The organism is Patulibacter defluvii (assembly GCF_034096925.1).
Taxonomy (GTDB): Bacteria; Actinomycetota; Thermoleophilia; order Solirubrobacterales; family Solirubrobacteraceae; genus Patulibacter; species Patulibacter defluvii.
In genome coordinates, this window is sequence record NZ_JAWZSQ010000002.1 from 362,404 (window position 1) to 378,755 (window position 16,352).

General features: G+C 75.8%; 19 protein-coding genes. 7 read left to right on the top strand and 12 right to left on the bottom strand.

The features are described from left to right. Positions 1-52 precede the first annotated feature (52 nt). From SH587_RS03790 to SH587_RS03805, 4 genes are all read left to right on the top strand, one after another. A complete protein-coding gene (locus SH587_RS03790) occupies positions 53-1,162 on the top strand; it encodes a hypothetical protein (protein WP_320669232.1) in 1,110 nt (369 codons plus the stop codon). A gap of 540 nt (positions 1,163-1,702) precedes the next feature. Beyond that, positions 1,703-3,022, top strand: coding sequence for an NAD-binding protein (locus SH587_RS03795; protein ID WP_320669233.1), 1,320 nt, complete (start codon positions 1,703-1,705; stop codon positions 3,020-3,022). Positions 3,023-3,031: 9 nt separating this feature from the next. Then, positions 3,032-3,733, top strand: coding sequence for a GntR family transcriptional regulator (locus tag SH587_RS03800; RefSeq protein ID WP_320669234.1), 702 nt, complete (start codon positions 3,032-3,034; stop codon positions 3,731-3,733). A gap of 137 nt (positions 3,734-3,870) precedes the next feature. Beyond that, positions 3,871-4,653 (top strand): enoyl-CoA hydratase/isomerase family protein, encoded by a 783-nt coding sequence (locus SH587_RS03805; RefSeq protein ID WP_320669235.1) that lies wholly within the window; start codon positions 3,871-3,873, stop codon positions 4,651-4,653. A gap of 39 nt (positions 4,654-4,692) precedes the next feature. On the opposite strand, the gene SH587_RS03810 is transcribed toward SH587_RS03805, so the two are convergent. The 10 genes from SH587_RS03810 to SH587_RS03855 form a co-directional block, all read right to left on the bottom strand. Next, positions 4,693-5,589 (bottom strand): DUF2804 family protein, encoded by an 897-nt coding sequence (locus SH587_RS03810; protein ID WP_320669236.1) that lies wholly within the window; start codon positions 5,587-5,589, stop codon positions 4,693-4,695. Between the two features lie 64 nt (positions 5,590-5,653). Then, positions 5,654-6,022: a hypothetical protein gene (locus SH587_RS03815; RefSeq protein ID WP_320669237.1), complete on the bottom strand. Its 369-nt coding sequence runs from the start codon at positions 6,020-6,022 to the stop codon at positions 5,654-5,656. An 85-nt stretch (positions 6,023-6,107) separates the two neighbouring features. Then, positions 6,108-6,458, bottom strand: coding sequence for an NYN domain-containing protein (locus tag SH587_RS03820; RefSeq protein WP_320669238.1), 351 nt, complete (start codon positions 6,456-6,458; stop codon positions 6,108-6,110). Positions 6,459-6,481: 23 nt separating this feature from the next. Further along, positions 6,482-6,898: a hypothetical protein gene (locus tag SH587_RS03825; RefSeq protein ID WP_320669239.1), complete on the bottom strand. Its 417-nt coding sequence runs from the start codon at positions 6,896-6,898 to the stop codon at positions 6,482-6,484. Between the two features lie 70 nt (positions 6,899-6,968). Next, positions 6,969-7,889, bottom strand: a complete 921-nt coding sequence (locus tag SH587_RS03830; protein WP_320669240.1) for a CAP domain-containing protein — start codon at positions 7,887-7,889, stop codon at positions 6,969-6,971. A gap of 39 nt (positions 7,890-7,928) precedes the next feature. Continuing rightward, on the bottom strand, positions 7,929-8,912 hold the full coding sequence (locus SH587_RS03835; RefSeq protein WP_320669241.1) for a CAP domain-containing protein: 984 nt from the start codon (positions 8,910-8,912) through the stop codon (positions 7,929-7,931). A 102-nt stretch (positions 8,913-9,014) separates the two neighbouring features. Then, a complete protein-coding gene (locus SH587_RS03840; RefSeq protein WP_320669242.1) occupies positions 9,015-9,635 on the bottom strand; it encodes an HD domain-containing protein in 621 nt (206 codons plus the stop codon). 45 nt (positions 9,636-9,680) lie between these two features. After that, entirely contained in the window at positions 9,681-10,352 is a 672-nt protein-coding gene (locus tag SH587_RS03845) for a hypothetical protein (protein WP_320669243.1), read from the bottom strand. 57 nt (positions 10,353-10,409) lie between these two features. Continuing rightward, positions 10,410-10,841: a GatB/YqeY domain-containing protein gene (locus SH587_RS03850; protein ID WP_320669244.1), complete on the bottom strand. Its 432-nt coding sequence runs from the start codon at positions 10,839-10,841 to the stop codon at positions 10,410-10,412. A gap of 88 nt (positions 10,842-10,929) precedes the next feature. Next, positions 10,930-11,355, bottom strand: a complete 426-nt coding sequence (locus tag SH587_RS03855) for an OsmC family peroxiredoxin (RefSeq protein WP_320669245.1) — start codon at positions 11,353-11,355, stop codon at positions 10,930-10,932. Positions 11,356-11,479: 124 nt separating this feature from the next. On the opposite strand from SH587_RS03855, the gene SH587_RS03860 reads away from it, so the two are divergent. From SH587_RS03860 to SH587_RS03870, 3 genes are all read left to right on the top strand, one after another. Then, positions 11,480-11,959, top strand: a complete 480-nt coding sequence (locus tag SH587_RS03860; RefSeq protein ID WP_320669246.1) for a hypothetical protein — start codon at positions 11,480-11,482, stop codon at positions 11,957-11,959. Positions 11,960-12,013: 54 nt separating this feature from the next. After that, the gene (locus tag SH587_RS03865; RefSeq protein ID WP_320669247.1) at positions 12,014-13,114 is read left to right on the top strand and encodes a hypothetical protein; all 1,101 of its coding nucleotides are present in this window, start codon (positions 12,014-12,016) and stop codon (positions 13,112-13,114) included. A gap of 168 nt (positions 13,115-13,282) precedes the next feature. Next, complete coding sequence (locus SH587_RS03870) at positions 13,283-14,554, top strand: nuclease-related domain-containing protein (RefSeq protein WP_320669248.1); 1,272 nt, start codon at positions 13,283-13,285, stop codon at positions 14,552-14,554. Positions 14,555-14,577: 23 nt separating this feature from the next. On the opposite strand, the gene SH587_RS03875 is transcribed toward SH587_RS03870, so the two are convergent. Next, positions 14,578-15,945, bottom strand: a complete 1,368-nt coding sequence (locus tag SH587_RS03875) for a TrpB-like pyridoxal phosphate-dependent enzyme (RefSeq protein WP_320669249.1) — start codon at positions 15,943-15,945, stop codon at positions 14,578-14,580. 115 nt (positions 15,946-16,060) lie between these two features. Beyond that, on the bottom strand, positions 16,061-16,303 hold the full coding sequence (locus tag SH587_RS03880; protein ID WP_320669250.1) for a hypothetical protein: 243 nt from the start codon (positions 16,301-16,303) through the stop codon (positions 16,061-16,063). Positions 16,304-16,352 lie beyond the last annotated feature (49 nt).

Genomic DNA, 16,352 nt, shown 5'->3' on the forward strand with positions numbered 1-16,352 from the left:
CGTCACAGCGGGACGCGCAACTTCGGGCCGCGCCGCGGGTCGAACCCGGCAGATGCCCCTCCGCGCCCTGCTCCTCGCCGGCCTGCTGCTGGCGCTCCTCCCCGCCACCGCCGCGGCCACGGAGTGGGGGATCGCCGACCAGAAGCCGCAGACCTTCGCCAACCCGCACTGGCCGGCGCTGCAGGCGGCCGGGATGGTCCACGCCCGCTACGTCGTCTCCTACGACGCGCTGCGCTACGCCCGCACGCCGGGGCTCGAGCACCACGCCCAGCGGCTCGACGCCTGGCTGCTGGCCGCCCGCGCCGCCGGCGTCCGGCCGCTGATCAGCTTCCAGCGCTCGGCCAGCCCGTCGCGGTCGCTGCGGACCTCGGTCGCGCGGACCCGCACCCGCTTCGTCGGCGAGCTGCGACGGTTCCGCGCCGCCTACCCGTGGGTCCGCGACTTCTCGATCTGGAACGAGCCGAACCACAGCGGTCCCTACCAGCGGCGCCCGCGCGACCTCGGGCGGCTCTACCGGCGGGCGGCCGACGAGCTGCGGCGCGACTGCCGCGGCTGCCGGCTGGTGGCGGGCGACCTCCAGGGACGGCCGTCGGTGGCGACCTACGCGCGCCAGATCGAGCGCGGCGCCGGCCGCCCGATCCGGCTCTGGGGACTGAACAACTACTTCGACGTCAACCGCTTCAACGTGCGTGACACCGCGGCGATGCTGCGTGCGGTCCGCGGCACGCTCTGGCTGACGGAGACCGGCGGCGTCTACTCGCGGCTGCCGGGCTCGGAGGCCCGGACCCCGTTCGCCGCCCAGCGGGCCGGCGCCCGCAGCGACGAGGCACGGCTGGGGTTCCAGAACCGGGCCACCCGTCAGCTGGGCGCGATCGTCCGCCGCTACCGGTCGCGGATCGGCCGCGTCTACGTCTACCAGCTGCAGGGAGCGCCCGATCCGGCCTGGATCCCCGGCGCCGCCGAGACCACGTGGGACTCCGGCCTGCTCGACCCGCGCGGCGTGCCCCGCTGGTCGTACGGCTACCTGCTGCGGTCGCTGCTGCCCGGCCCGGCGCCGTCGACCCCCACCCGCCGCGCGACCGTCGCCCAGTCGGCCGGGCCGTCGAGCGCCGGCAGGTCGCCCGCGGCCGCCCGCCGGCGACCGACGTCGGTCGAGCAGTAGCGGGGATCGGGCACCAGCCCGACGCGGCCGATCAGCAGCCGGTCGGCGTCCCAGCAGACGCCGATCGTGGGGTCGGCGCTGACCGTCCCGCGGGTGTGGTCGCGGAGCGCCTCGTGCAGCCGCTCGTGGCGGTCGGGCGCCAGCCGCAGCGTGCCGTCGGCGACCAGCTCGTCGAGCAGCAGCGCCGCCCGCGGGCCGTGGTCGGGGTCGTAGCCGTCGTCCTCGCGCAAGGCGTCGTGGAGCAGCGCGAAGAGCAGCAGCAGCTCGCCGTCGGGGGCGCCCGCGGCCGGGTCGGCGGCGCCGGCCAGCTCGGACGCGGTCGCGCCGACCGCCCGCCAGTGGCTGGGGCCGTGGATCGTCGATCCGAGGTGCGTCGCCCGCTGCTCGACGAGGTCCACCAGCCGGTCGAGGTCCTCCCACGGGCGCGCCATCGGCGCCATCTTCGCAGCGCGCGACGCGACAGGGTGTCCTCCGACGACCGGCGGGTGACGACGCTCGTGACGTTGCCGGGCGCCGACGGCATCGCCGACGATCCGGCCCGTGCCTGGCCAGATCCTGATCGTGGGCGAGAGCGCCCTGGCCGCCGGCGTCGAGGCGGCGCTCGGCGTCGCCGACGCCCGCGTGCGGCGGCTCCGCCACCCCGTCGACCGCGAGCTGCGACGGGCGCTGGCGGCCGAGGTCGACGCCGTGGTGGTGGTCGACCGCGACGACGTCCAGGCGCTCCGCAGCGCGCTGCTGGTCGAGTACGCGCGGCCCGGAGTGCGGCTGATCGTGACCGTCTTCGACCGCACCGTCGCCGAGCAGATGCGGCGGGCGATCCCCAACTGCCACGTGCTCTCGATGGCCGACGCCACGGTCGGCGCGATCGTCGGTCCCTGCCTCGACCGCGAGCTCGTCGCCGTCCACCGGGCGGCGGCGCTGACCGGCGTGGTGGCGGGGGAGGAGGGCCCGCGGACCGTCCACCTGGACCATCCCGGCCCCTCCCGCGGGCAGCGCTGGCGGCAGCGGGCGGTGGCCCAGCTGCGGCCCTACGACCGCACCTCGCGGCTGCTGCTGTGCAGCATGGTCGGGCTGGTGGCGCTGGTCGTGGCCGAGGCGACGATCACCGGCCTCAGCCACCACGAGCCGGTCGGGGTCGCGCTCTACACCGCGCTGAAGGCGACCACGACCGTCGGGCCGAGCCCGGTGATCGACGCCTCGCCCGGCTGGCTGCAGGTCTACGGGATCGTCTCGATGGCGCTGGCGCTGGTGCTGGCCGCGGTCTTCACGGCCGCGCTCACCAGCCGCCTGATGAGCCGCCGGCTGACCGGGATCGTCGGCCGCCGGACGGTGCCGCGGATCGACCACGTGGTGGTCGTCGGGCTGGGGCAGGTCGGCTTCCGGCTCTGCCTCGAGCTGCACGCGCTCGGCGTCGGGGTGGTGGCGGTCGAGCGCGACCGCGAGTCGCGCTACCTGCGGATGGCCAAGCGGCGCGGGATCCCGGTCGTGGTCGGCGACGGCGGCGACCGCTTCGTGCTCGAGGGGCTGTCGCTGGGGCGGGCGCGGGCGCTGGCCGCGGTCACCAGCGACGAGCTGGCCAACATCGCCGTCAGCGTCGCCGCGCTGGCCGTCGCGCCGGGCGTCCGGACGGTGCTGCGGGCCGGCGGCGGCGAGGTCACCCAGGAGACGCGGGCGCTGTTCCCGGTCGGGGTCGCCCAGGACCTCCAGCGGATCGCCGCGGTGGCGCTGGCAGCGACCGCCCTCGGCGAGCCGGTCGAGCAGGCGTTCCTCCACGAGGGACGGCCGTTCGTGCAGCGGACCGACGGCCGGATCGTGCCGTTCGCGGGCGCGGCGCACAGGCCGGGAGCGGCGGTCGACTAGCATGCAAGCGTGCCGCCGGAGCTGAAGATCGCGCTCGCGGACCGCGCTCGGGGCGGGACGCGCGGTCGCGTCTACAGCGCGCTCCGCGACGCCCTGGTCGCGGGGCGGCTGGAGCCCGGCCGCCGGCTGTCGGAGAACGAGCTGGCGGAGTGGCTCGGCGTCAGCCGGACCCCGGTCCGCGAGGCGCTGGTGCGGTTGCGCGACGACCGGCTGGTGGAGATCGTCCCCCAGCTCGGCACCTTCGTCTCCAAGATCTCGATCGCCGCCGTCGCCGACGCCCAGTTCGTCCGCGAGGCGCTGGAGTGCGCCGCGATCCGGCTGGCCGCGCGGCGGGTCACCGAGGCCGAGCTGCTCGGCCTCCAGCAGCTGATCGCCCAGCAGGACGAGGCCCACGCCGCCGGCGACCTCGACCGCTTCTACCAGCTCGACGACGGCTTCCACTCGGCGCTCTGCGAGAGCTCGGGCCACGCGATCGCCTGGGCCCTGGTCCAGCGCGCCGACGGTCACCTGAACCGCGTCCGGCGGCTGAGCCTGCCGGTCCCGGAGTACGTCGCCGAGATGATCGACGAGCACCGCTCGGTGGTCGCGGCGCTGGCCGAGCGCGATCCCGACAGCGCCGAGGCGGTCCTCCGCCACCACCTGCGGATGGTGCTGTCGGGGCTGGCGCCGATCCAGGCCGAGCATCCCGAGTACTTCGAGCAGGAGGCGTGAGGCGCACGTCGACACGTCGCATCTCGCCACCTGGTTCGCTCGGCAGTACGAAGTACGGCTCTCGCTCCCCGGCGGCGACCTGCTCGGTCGACGTGCGCCTCACATCCTCCTGCTGAGCGCGGGTAGGCTCCCGCCTCATGTCCGACACCCCGATGCGGTTGGAGCGCGAGGGCGACCTCGCCGTCCTGACGATCGACAGCCCGCCGCTCAACCTGTTCGACCGCGCGATGTTCGAGGCGCTGGTCGCCGCCGCCCGCGACCTCGGCGCCGCGCCGCCGCGGGCGCTGCTGATCCGGGCCGAGGGGCCGGTCGTCTCCGGCGGGGTCGACGTCCACGAGTTCTCCGGCCTCACGCCCGAGACCGGCGGCGACCTCTGGCGGTCGCTGTTCGAGCCGCTGCACACGATCGAGCGGCTGCCCTGCCCGACCGTCTTCGCCGCCCACGCCCTGACCCTGACCGCCGCCTTCGAGCTGTCGCTGGCCTGCGACCTGATCGTCGCCGGCCGCGGCGCCAAGTTCGGCCTGGTCGAGACGGTCGTCGGCCTGACCCCGTCGATGGGCGGGCCGCAGCGGCTGGCCGAGCGGGCCGGGTCGGGCCGCGCCCGCGAGCTGGTGATGACCGCCGGGCTCTACGACGCCGAGACGCTCGAGCGCTGGAACGTCGTCAACCAGGTCTGGGAGGACGACGAGGTCGACGCCCGCGCCCGCGCGCTGGCCGAGCGGCTGGCGGCCGGGCCGACCCGCGCCCACGACGCCACCAAGCAGATCGTCCGCGCCTGGTGCGACGGCGGGATCGGGCTGGCCGACGAGGTCGTGCCCGAGGTCTCCGGCGCGCTCTTCGCGACCGAGGACCTGCAGACCGCGGTCGCCGCCTTCATCGAGCGCGGCCCGAAGCACGGCACGGCCTACCAGGGCCGCTGAGCCGCCCGTCGGGGGCGCCGCGGCGCCCCCGGAGCGCGCTCACCAGACGACGTCGTGGTGCTCCATGACGCCGAAGGCGGAGCGCAGCTCGACCCCGCCCGGCAGCGTGCCGGTGACGGTCCCGAACGGCTGCTCGTAGGACTGGCGCATCACGATCAGGTTCTCGCGGTGCTCGCGGACCGCCTCGCGGTGGAAGCGCAGCGCCACGCCGCGCTCCTCGTCCGGGACCGGCGCCTGGCCGTCGCGCTGGCCGAGCGCGTCGTCGACCGCCGAGAGGTCGACGGCGAACCGGACCGGGCCGACGTGGCGCGGCACCCCGTCGATCCAGACCGTCTGCTCGCTGGCGCCGGCGTCGTCGTGGATCCCGGTCGCCAGGTTCCAGGCGACGGCCCGCCCGCGGACGTCCTCGCCGACGCCGGCGGCCCAGTTCCAGACCGTGTGCCGGGGCGGGTAGCCGCCCGAGTCGTCGATGATCCCGGGGCCGTCGATCCGGTGCTCGCGACCGCCGACCCGGACCGTGCCGCGGAGCGCGATCGCGCCGCGCTTGACCGTCCAGGCGTAGGCGCCGCCGTAGGGGGTGACCGTCTCCATCGGCGCGCCGTCCTGCTCCGCGAAGCGCAGGTCGAAGCCCACCTCGCGGGTGCTCAGCGCCGCGTGGCCCGGCGTCATCCGGACCCCGGCGGCGTGGCGGTAGGTGCGCTCGTGGAGCCGCCCCTCGCGGCGGTCCCAGACGGCCCAGAACGCCTGCCGCAGCGGGCCGACGTAGGCCAGCGCCAGGCACAGCGACAGCTCCTCGCCGAAGTAGCCGACGTAGCGCCAGCCCTTGCGCAGCCGGCGGTCGCGGACCAGCGGCAGCCGATCCGGCGGCAGCGGCACGCGCGGCCGCGCCGCGGTCGGGGCCGCCAGCGGCCCGCGGTACGCGGTGGTGACGGTCACGACGCGATCATCGCCGAGCGGTGGGCGGCCGTGCGGCGGCCCCGGACGGTCGCTCGCGGCACGCTCAGCCCTCGCCCTCGGCGCGGAGCGCGGCGATCCCGAGCCCGACGGCGACCGCGGCGGTCCCGCCGGCCATGATCGCGGCCTGCTTCGGCAGCGAGCCCTCCTTGCCGCTGAGGGCGGCGGCGGCCACGTCGACCGCGTCGGTCAGCACGCCGAGCTGCAGCCACAGGCGGCGGGCGCCGGGATCGCTCGTGGTCAGGGTCCCGATCCCCAGCACCGCGTCGCGGACGCCGAACAGCCGCGTTGGGTAGGCGGCCTGCGGGTTCGCCTCCGGATCGAGGCCGAAGAGCCGGCCGGTCAGGTTCGGCGCCGCCCAGGCACCGACGCCGATCGCGAGCCGGATGCCTTGGAGGATCTGATTGGGAGCCATCGGCGGACGGTATCCGGCGGCGGCCGGAAGCGGCAAGCAACGGGACGTCGATGGTCGCGTTGCCGCGCGTGGACGCCGTCACGGGTCACAGCAGCCGCAGCAGCGTGCGGACGCCGACCGCGCGGGCGCCGCGGTCGCCGACCCGGCCGACCAGCTCGCGGTCGGACGTGACGATCAGGTCGTCGGGACCGGCGAGGGCGGCGATCGCGTCGTCGGCGGAGGGGGCGAAGCGGACGTCGGCGACGGTCGCCGGCAGCTCGTGGGGGCGGCCGTCGAAGACCACCACCGGCGGCCCGGCGACCGCGAGCCCGGCCTCGATCGTGTCCGCGGCGGCGTCGATCTCGCGCACCAGCCGGCGGCGGGCGGCGGGCCGGTCGCGCCACCAGCCGTCGGGCCGGGCACCCATCACGTTCGAGCCGTCGACGATCAGCCGCACGGCCCGATCTTCGCGGCTGGCGGTCAGAAGCGGCGGACGCCGCCATTGACGAGCACGAAGCCGTGGCCGTCGCGGTTGCGGCAGGTCAGGCCGCTGGCGCTGCGGATCGTGCAGCTGATGCCGCGGGCCTTGCGGCGCGGCTGCCAGCGGTCGCCGTAGTGGAGCGTGCGGCGGGCGGTGGTGTAGCCGGGGTAGTCGCCGCGCTCGCCGTAGCGGGCGCGGCCGCGCGGCTTGAGGGCGATGTACGGGTCGAGCTCGCCGATCCGGCGCAGGTAGCTGGCCGAGCACTCGATCCCGCCGCCGTACTGGACGGCGTAGCAGCGGATCAGCTTGGTCGGCGAGACGATGTTGTCGGCGTGGACGGTGCGGGCCTCGGCGGCGGCGGCCGGGCCCAGCAGCGCGGCGGCGGTCAGGGCGGCGATGGTGCGGACGCGGAGCATGGCGAGAGCATCGCGCCCCGCTGACGTGCCGTCGATCGTCCGCGCGGGGGAGTCGCCTCCCCCGGAGCGGCTAGCGGAAGCGCAGGGCCAGCCGCTGACCGGGCACCCGGACCGTCACCCGCCCGCGACCGGCGCGGCGCAGGCGGACGCTGAACCGCTGGTCGCGGTTGGCCCGCCGGCGGACGACGACGTCGCGCGAGCGCTCGCCCTGGACGACGTGGACGCGGATCCGGACCTTGCCGCTGGCACCGGGCCAGGCGATCCGCACCCGCAGCCGCAGCGAGCGGCCGTGGCGGCGGGCGTGGAGCCGCAGCCCGGAGGCGCGGCCGACCGGGTCGGCGGGCGTTCCGGAGGGCGAGCCGCTTCCGGAGCGGTCGGGATCGGTGGCGGCCGGCGACGCGGGCGAGCGCGGGCAGCCGGCGGCCTGCCCGCCGGGCCGGGCGACGTGCAGCGGCCGGGCGACGACGAGCACCCAGGTCGGCCCGGGCACGGCTCCGACGCCGCCGGTGGCGATCCCGACGCCGATCTCGGTCGCCTCGCTGCCGACCAGGTTGGCGCAGTGCCCGGCGCTCGACAGCCAGCCGGCGAGCACCGCCCGCGGCGTCGCCTGGCCGGCGGCGATGTTCTCCCCGACCGCCGACCACGAGTAGCCGGTCGCGCTGACCCGGTCGGCCGCCGTCGCCCCGAACGGCGCCGGCGCGGGAGCGGTGTGGTCGAAGTAGCCGCGGCCGACCATGTCGTCGGCGTGGCGCTGGGCGGCGAGCGCCAGCCGCGCCTCGGCGGTCAGCGCGGGCAGGCCGACCGCGGCCCGCTCGTGGCGGACCAGGCAGCGGACGGCGGCCGCGGCCTTCGCCGTCCCGATCGACGCCGGCCGCCCGTCGGCCCCCGGGCAGGCGGTCGCCGCACCGGCGCCCGGAGCGCCGGCCAGCCCGGCGGCGACGGCCGCGCCGGTCAGCCCCAGTGCGGTGGAGAACGGCAGCCGACGACCCATCGCTCCAGCCTAGACGGCGGTGGGGCGCGCCCCAACCCCTTACCCGAACCGCAGCGTCTGCCGGACGCGGGCCGCGCGGATCGTGACCGCGCCGCCGGCCGCCCGCCGCAGCCGCAGCCGCATCCGCTGGGCGCCGGCGCGGCGGCGGACGTCGAGGGCGCCGCCGGCTCGGCCGTGCTGGCGGACCCGGATCCGGACCCGCACGCGCCCGCGGGAAGCGGCCGCGTCGGGGACCGTCACGCGCAGGCGCAGCGTCCGGCCGCGGCGGCGAGCGGCGACGGCCAGCAGCGGTCGCCGGTCGCCCGCATCGCGGGTGGTGGTGACGGGCGCGGCGACGGGGGCGCCCGCGGGAGCGGCAGGACGGGCCCAGGGCATCGCCTCGCCGGGCGGCATCGGCCCGTCGACCGGGGCCGGGACGGCGGGGGCGCGGGGGCAGGGCGGATCGCCGTCGTCCGATCCGGCGCTGCCCGCGGGCCGGGTCAGCTCCTGGACCCATGCGGGCGCGGGCGGGCCGTCCTCCTGCTCCGGCCCGGTCGCGATCCCGAAGCCGACCGCGGTCACCTGGGTCCACATGATGCTCTGGCAGTGGCCGCGGCTGGCCAGCCACTCGCGCATCACCCAGCGCGGCGTCCGCTGGCCGGCGGCGATGTTCTCGCCGAGTGCCGCCCAGGCGAAGCCGGCCGCCTCGACCCGGTCGGGCGGGCGGGTTCCGAACGGGGCCGGCGCGGGGGCGTCGTGGGAGAAGTAGCCGCGGGTCAGCATGTCCTCGGTGTGCCGCTGGGCGGCCAGCGCCAGGCGCGCGTCGGGACGCAGGGCGGGCAGCCCGGCGGCCATCCGCTCGTGGTTGGTCAGGCAGACGAGGGCGGCGACGGTCGCGTCGTGGCCGAGCGCCGCCGGATCGCCGTCGGCTCCGGGGCAGGCGGTCGCGGCGGGGGCGACGGCCGGCAGCAGCACGCCGGTGGCCAGCGCGCCGGCGAGCGCCAGCGGGAGCGTCGGGAGCGGGATGCGCCGGGACCGGGCCATCTGCCGATCGCGTCGGCGTCCGGCCGCCGCGAGTGTACCCCGTCTCGCTCCGTCTAGAACATCTGCCCAGTGGCGGCTAGATCATCCGTTGAGGCATCGCGATCACGGCCGCGCCTCGTCGTCGATCGCCGCGACCGTCCGCCGGAACTCGTCGAGGGCGACGGCGGCGCCCGGCCCGAGGTCGTCGCGGCGGGCCTCGAACGCGCGCGCCAGCGAGCGGTAGTACCAGCGCACCTGGTCGCCGCCGCCGGCCGCGAAGCGGTGCCAGAGGTCGTCGCCGTGCAGCCGCAGGTCGAGCAGGATCGAGCGCGCGTTGTGCAGCTTGTCGGCCAGCGAGACCCGCAGCTCGTCGGGTCGCTTGTGGGCGATCGCGTCCAGGTAGGCCTGCTTGCGCGGCCGCCAGGGACCCTTCGGGCCGGCACCGTCGACGCTGTCGCTGTTGGCCAGCACGATCCGGGCGACGTCGGGGCCGAAGCGGCGCTCGATCTCGTCGCGGGCGGCCAGGCCGCCGCCGTCCTCGACCACGTCGTGCAGCAGCGCGCCGATCGCCTCGTCCTCCGAGGCCTCCATCTCCAGCACGATCGCCGCGACGGCCAGCAGGTGGGCGACGTAGGGGACGGCGGTGCCCTTGCGCAGCTGCGGCCGGTGGTGCTCGGTGGCGTAGTGCAGCGCCTCGTCGAAGCGCGCGGTCAGCAGCGGCGTGTCGGTGTACTTCTCGGGCATCGACCGCCAGCCTCGCCGACGGCGGGGACGGACGCGCGCGGGCCGCTAGCGCTGGGGCGAGTCGAGCGCGGCCAGCCGCTCGTCGGCGTCGGTCGCCTCGCCGCCGTCGGCCTCCAGCTCGATCGCCCGCCGGTAGGCGGCGCGGGCCTCGGCCAGCTCCCCGATCGCCTCGGCGGCGCGGCCGTACCAGCACCAGTTCCAGGTGCCCATCGGAGCGATCTCGGTGTAGTGGCGCAGGTGCCGGTAGGCCTCGGTCGAGCGGCCCAGCTCCAGCAGCGTGTAGCCGAGCGCGAAGTGGGCCATCGAGTCGCCGGCCTCCAGGCAGTGGCGCCAGCGCTCGACGGCCGCCTCGCCCTCGACGTCGGCGGCCATCGCGAAGATCGAGCGGTTGATCGAGTCGTGGCCGTCGAAGTGGCTGCGCGCGGCCAGCACGATCTCGCCTGCGCTGGCGTCGACCAGGCCCAGGACCGGGGCGTCGAAGCGCGGCTCGCCCCAGATCGCGGCCACCTCCGGCGCGTCCTCGTCGAACTGCGGGAAGTCCTCGATCGCGAAGCCCACGATCCGCCCGCCCGGCTCCTCCGCCAGGTACGCGAACGACTCGCTCAGCGGCTGCCAGCAGTCCTCCGGCTGGTCCTCCGTCACGCGCCCGAACTCGACGGCCCGCAGCCAGTCGAAGTCGGCGTCGTGGTTCAGGTAGAGGCGCGGGCGCGGGCTCACCGGCATAGGGTCGCGCATCGGCGACCCGGGCTGGTTGGGAAGCGGTTTCGGCGCCGCTCAGCCGTTCAGCGCCTCGCGCACGAGCGCCGAGACGCGCTTGCCGTCGGCCTGCCCGCCGACCGCGGCCATCACCAGCTTCATCACCGCGCTCATGTCCTTCGGCGAGCTGGCGCCGGACTCGGCGATCGCGGCGGCGACCTGCTCGCGGAGGGCGTCGTCGGACAGCTCCTGCGGCAGGTAGGCGGCGATCAGCTCGGCCTCGCGCCGCTCGGCCGCCTCCAGCTCCGGGCGGTCGGCGTCGGCGTAGGTGTCGGCCGACTCGATCCGCCGCTTGCGCTCGCGCCGGAGGACGGCGATCTCGTCGCCCTTGCCCTCCTTGGCGTCCTTCTGGAGCTCGGAGAGGAGCAGCCGCAGCGCCTGGACGCGGTCCTTCTCGCCGGCCTTCATCGCGGCGGTGACGTCGCTCTTGACCTGCTCGGTGATGCTCACGGATCGAGCCTACGCCAGCCGCCGGCCGCCCCGCCGGGCCGTGACGTTCCGGTCGACCGGCGACCGGAACGTCACCGCCGAGGCGCGCTCAGCCGGCGAGCGTCGCCTCGAGCGTGATCTCGGGCACGCCGGCCAGCGCGCGCGAGATCACGCAGCCGGCCTTGGCGGCGGCGGCCTGCTGCTGGAAGGTGGCCTCGTCGATGCCGGGCACGACGCCGACCGTGGTCAGCGCGATCGCGGTGATCGTGGGGCCGTTCTCGGTCTGGCGGAGGGTGACCTTCGCGTCCGTCTTGACCGACTCGACCGGGGTGCCGGCCTCGGCGAGGATGTGCGACAGCGCCATCGAGAAGCAGGACGCGTGGGCGCCAGCCAGCAGCTGCTCGGGGTTGGCGCCGGGGCCGTCCTCGAACCGCGACTTGAACGAGAACTCGCCGCTGATGGTGTCGCCGGCGGTGAACGTGCCGCTGCCGGACTTCAGATCGCCGTTCCACTCGGCGTGACCCTTGGCGGGCATGGGTGCCTCCTCGATCGCTGATGGGCTGCCGTGCGAGCCTAACCCGCCGCGACACGCGGCCCGTGAGCAGGCGGGGAACCGCCGATCGGCACCGCCGGCGGATGGTCGGCGTAGGGTGGTCTCCATGCGTGAGGTGACCAGGAGGGGCGGTCGGCGGCGCCGGACCGCGGCGTGCGCGACGGCGTTGGTGACGATCGCGACGCTGGGGCCGGCCGCGGTCGCGACCAGCGCGGCGTCGGCGGGCACGATCGTGCTCGGCAGTGCGGCCTACGCGCCGAACGGCAGCGGCTTCGGGACCGCCAAGCCGCGGGTGATCTTCAACGGCGGGGCGCCGAGCGGGCGGGTCGAGCGGATCCGCTGGCGGGGCTGGGGCCACGCGGTGACCTACGGGCGCGGCTACATCCCGATTTACCGGCCGAACGGCGGCTACTACGCGCGGCTGGGGCGGATCGAGCTGCGGGCCAGCGGCCGCGGCACCTGTCCCGGGACGAACGGCCAGCGGGCCTACCTGAAGCTGCGGGCGCGGGCGGTGTCGAAGCCGGGCGGGCGGCTCGGCAAGTGGTTCAGCTGGAGCGGCAGCCGCCGGATCTGCACCTTCGACTGACGGTCGCGGGGGAACTGGCTCGTCCTCGGGGGGACCTTTGCGATCCTCGGAGGCATGGACCACCGGACGCCCTCACGCCTCCGTCGCGCGCTGACCTGCGCGCTCGCCGCCACGGCCGTCGCCACGGGGGTGAGCGCGGCGCCCGCGTCGGCGGCGCCGGTCAAGTCGCTCGAGGACGACGCGATGGTGCTCTCCGACGACCAGGCGACCCGTGATCGGTTCTGGGCCTCGGCCGAGGCGCTGGGCGTGCGCCAGGTGCGGATCCTGATCACCTGGGACGCGGCGCGGACGACGATCGACGACCCGTCGCGGATCCGGCTGCGGCGGGCCACCGAGGAGGCGAACGCGCACGGGATCCGGCCGCTGATCGGCCTCTTCGCGCCGTTCTCCAAGGCCAAGGGCGTGAGCCGTTCGAAGGTCCTGAAGGTGATCAAGGCCTACCGGCCGTACGCCGAGTCGCTGGCGGCGTCGGTGGCTGATCTGCAGGTGGCGGGGTACATCACCTGGAACGAGCCGAACTGGCCCTCGCAGTGGCCGCACAAGTATCCGCAGCTGTGGGCGAAGGCCTCGAACGCGGGGTACGCGGGCTACAAGGCGGGCGATCCCGACGGGCCGGTCCTGGTCGGCGAGTTCTCGCCCTACGCCTCGTCGAAGAGCGTCTACGACCCGGGCGACTTCCTGCGACGGGCGCTGTGCCTGACCAGCGGCTACCAGCGGCTGGCGAAGTCGCGGCGCTCGAAGGACTGCCAGACCAAGGTCCGTGGCGACGCGATCGGCATCCACCCCTACGACTTCCTCAAGAAGCCGATGGCCAAGCCCAAGAGCAAGGACGTCTGGACGATCGCCAACCTGGCCGAGGCCAAGCGCGCCTGGCGCAAGGCCGCCAACCGCGGCGCCGTCGACAAGAAGGCCACCAAGGACTTCCGGATCACCGAGTTCGCCTTCCTGACCGCGGGCAAGAAGAAGATCTCCACCACCCGCGCGGCCAAGTACCTGGCCAGCGCCTGGAAGATCGCCAAGCGCGAGCGCGTGACCAGCTTCTCCTGGTACCAGCTGCAGGACCCGGTCGATCCCAAGACCGGCTGGCAGTCGGGCCTGCTCAACCGGCTGGGGGCGGAGCGGAAGACGTACAAGGTGTTCGCGGGGTTGAAGTAGGGGTGGTCGGCCGCCCGGCGCCACCGGACGTCCGTCCGTTCCCCACGCCGTCGGCGCGATCCGGTCGCCGTCGGTGCCGACCAGGGAACGGTGCCGCCACGGACCCATTCGCGTTCCCGGAAGCGCCGGCGTCGTGGCGACGAGGCGGTCGTCTCCGGCGTGGTCGCGTTGGCGATCCTGGGCGGTCTCTGGCTGCTCCGAGACGACGGCGCGCAGAGCGGCGGTCGTACGACGCCGGCGTCGCGGGGCGGGACCGCTCTGCGGATCGAGGTCGCGCGCACCGGCGACGCCGCGACGGTGCGGGTCCGGGGACGGGTCGGAGCGCCCGCCGGCCGCCGCACGACGGTCCGGCTGCTCGGGCTGACGGACGTGGCGGGGGACTGCCCGACGCCGCGCGTCCTGCCGTCGACCCAGTTGCGGCTGCCGGCCGGGACGGAGCGCCTCGGCTGGCGAGGCGGGAGTCGGCGGCCCGGGACGCGGCTGCCCGGCGGGCGGGCGTTCGCGGTCCGCGGCCGGGTCGGCGTCGGGAACCAGGCGACCACGGTCTGCGCCTACCTCGTGCGCGGCGGTGCGGCCCCGGCGGTGCTGGACGTCGCGCGGGCGACGGTGCCCGATCCGCTCGGCCTGACGCCGCTGTCGGTGCGGGCGCGTCCGTTGCTGGAGTGGGTGCCGGCGGTGCTGCGGGCGCTGCTCGGCGTGCTGATCGCGATCGCCCTGGCGCGCGTGGCTCAGCTCGCGTGGCGTCGCCGTCAGCGGCGGCGAGTGGTGGAGCGGTTGGTGACGGCCGGCGTCGGTCGGGCGGGGCCGTCGCCGTCGGTCACGACGGACGGGGCCGGGGCCGGCGCGAGCGCCGCTCGCGCCGCTGAGAGGATCGAGGCGGCGGCGGTCCGACGGGCGGCGGCGGGCGATCTCGTCGCCTCGGAGCACGCGCACGCGGCCGCCCGGCAGTGGCGTCGCGGCGCCGAGGGCGAGGCGTGGGCCGCGGTCGCGTTCGAGACGCTGCGCCGCGGGCGCTTCCCGCACGTCGCGGTGCTCCACGATCGCGGCATCCCGGGCCGCCGGGCCAACCTCGACCACCTGCTGATCGGGCCGGGCGGCGTCGTCGTGGCCGACAGCAAGAACTACGTCGGGCGGGCCCGGGTGCGGGACGGCGAGCTGTGGGTCGGCGGCCGCCGGCGCCCGAAGCTCGCCGCCGGCGTCCACCGGCAGACCGAGCAGGTGCGCCTGGCCCTCGCCCGCGCCGGGCTGGGGCAGGTCCCGGTCCACGGCGTCCTGCACTGGGTGGCCGCCGACGAACTGCCGCCGGAGCGCGCGGTCGTCGACGGCGTGCCGCTGCTCGAGGCCGAGGACTGCCTGCTGCTGGCCGCCGCGGGCGGCGTCGAGGCGGCCGTCGTGGCGCGGGCCGTGACGGCGATCGAGCGGGCGTTCCCGGTGGCGTGAGACCGCTCGATCGCCGTCACGTGCTACCCGATCGCCGGCGCCCCCGCCGGCAGCTCCGCCAGGGCCCGGTCGCGCTCCTCGGCCGAGAACTCCGGGTCCTCCAGGTCGCCGGCCAGGTAGGCGTCGTAGGCGGCCATGTCGAAGTGGCCGTGGCCGGAGAGCAGGAAGAGGATCGTGCGCTCCTCGCCGGCCTCGTCGGCGCGCTCGGCCTCGATCAGGGCCGAGCGGACGGCGTGGGCGGATTCGGGGGCGGGCACGATGCCCTCGGCCCGGGCGAAGGTCAGCGCGGCGTCGAAGGTCTCGTTCTGACGGATCGCGCGGGCCTCGACCTCGCCGGCCTCGACCATCGCCGAGAGCAGCGGTGCCATCCCGTGGTAGCGCAGGCCGCCGGCGTGGACCGGGGGCGGGACGAAGCCGTGGCCGAGGGTGTGCATCGGCAGCAGCGGCGTCAGCCCCGAGGCGTCGCCGAAGTCGTAGCCGTAGACGCCCTGGGTGAGGGTCGGGCAGGCCGCCGGCTCGGTCGCGACGAAGCGCAGGTCCAGGCCCCGGCGCCGCTTCTCCCGCCACCAGGGGAAGGCGATGCCGGCGAAGTTCGAGCCGCCGCCGGCCGAGGCGACGATCACGTCGGGGGTGTCGCCGGCGAGCGCCAGCTGGGCGATCGTCTCCTGGCCGATCACCGTCTGGTGCAGCAACACGTGGTTCAGCACCGAGCCGAGCGAGTAGTTCGTGTCCGGGCGCTGAGCGGCCAGCTCGACCGCCTCGCTGATGGCGATCCCGAGCGAGCCGGTCTCGAAGGCCGCGTTCTGGCGTCCGGCCTCGGTCCGGTCGCTGGGCGAGCGGTGCACCTGGGCGCCCCAGGTCCGCATCATCGAGCGGCGGTACGGCTTCTGGTCGTAGGAGGAGCCGACCATGTAGATCTCGACGTCAAGGCCGAACATCGCCCCGGCGAACGACAGCGCGCTGCCCCACTGGCCGGCGCCGGTCTCGGTCGTCAGCTTCGTGATCCCGGCCTGCTGGTTGTAGTAGGCCTGGGCGATCGCGCTGTTCGGCTTGTGCGAGCCGGCGGGGGAGACGCCCTCGTACTTGTAGTAGATCCGCGACCGCGTCCCGACCGCCTCCTCCAGCCGGCGGGCCCGGAAGAGCGGCGTCGGCCGCCACAGTCCGAGCGCCTGGCGGACCGGCTCGGGGATCGCGATCTCGTGCTCCGACGAGACCTCCTGCTCGATCACCTGCGGCGGGAAGATCGCCGCCAGGTCGTCGGGGCCCGCGGGCTGCATCGTCGCCGGGCTCAGCGGCGGCAGTGCCCCACCGGGCAGCTCGGGGAGGACGTTGATCCAGTGGCTCGGGATCTGGTCCTCGGGGAGCAGGAACTTCGTCGTGCGGTCGCTCATGCGGATCTGGTCGGGGTCGGGGGTGGCCCTGGTGCCGGCCGATCGTACGGGCGGAGCGGGGTGGTGGGGGAAGAACGGGGCGGCCGCTGTCGCGCCGGCCGCCCCGCTCGCCGGGCTAGGTCAGGCGGTAGCGCCGGACCTTCGCGTCGTACCTGGTGCAGCGGTAGCCGTAGCGGCGGTACTGCGAGTCCGCGGCGCGGGCGCAGAACTGGCCGCGCCTCAGGCACTTGGTCTGTCCGTTGATCTGGGCGCGCTTGTAGCCGCCGCTGCAGCTCTTGGCCTGCGCGACCGCGATCGGCCCGCCGTCGACCACCGGCAGCGCCGCCGAACCCACGGCGAGCAGCGACGTGGTCGCCAAGGTCGCCACGATACGTCGATACATCTCTTGTCCCCCCAGGACGCGTGTG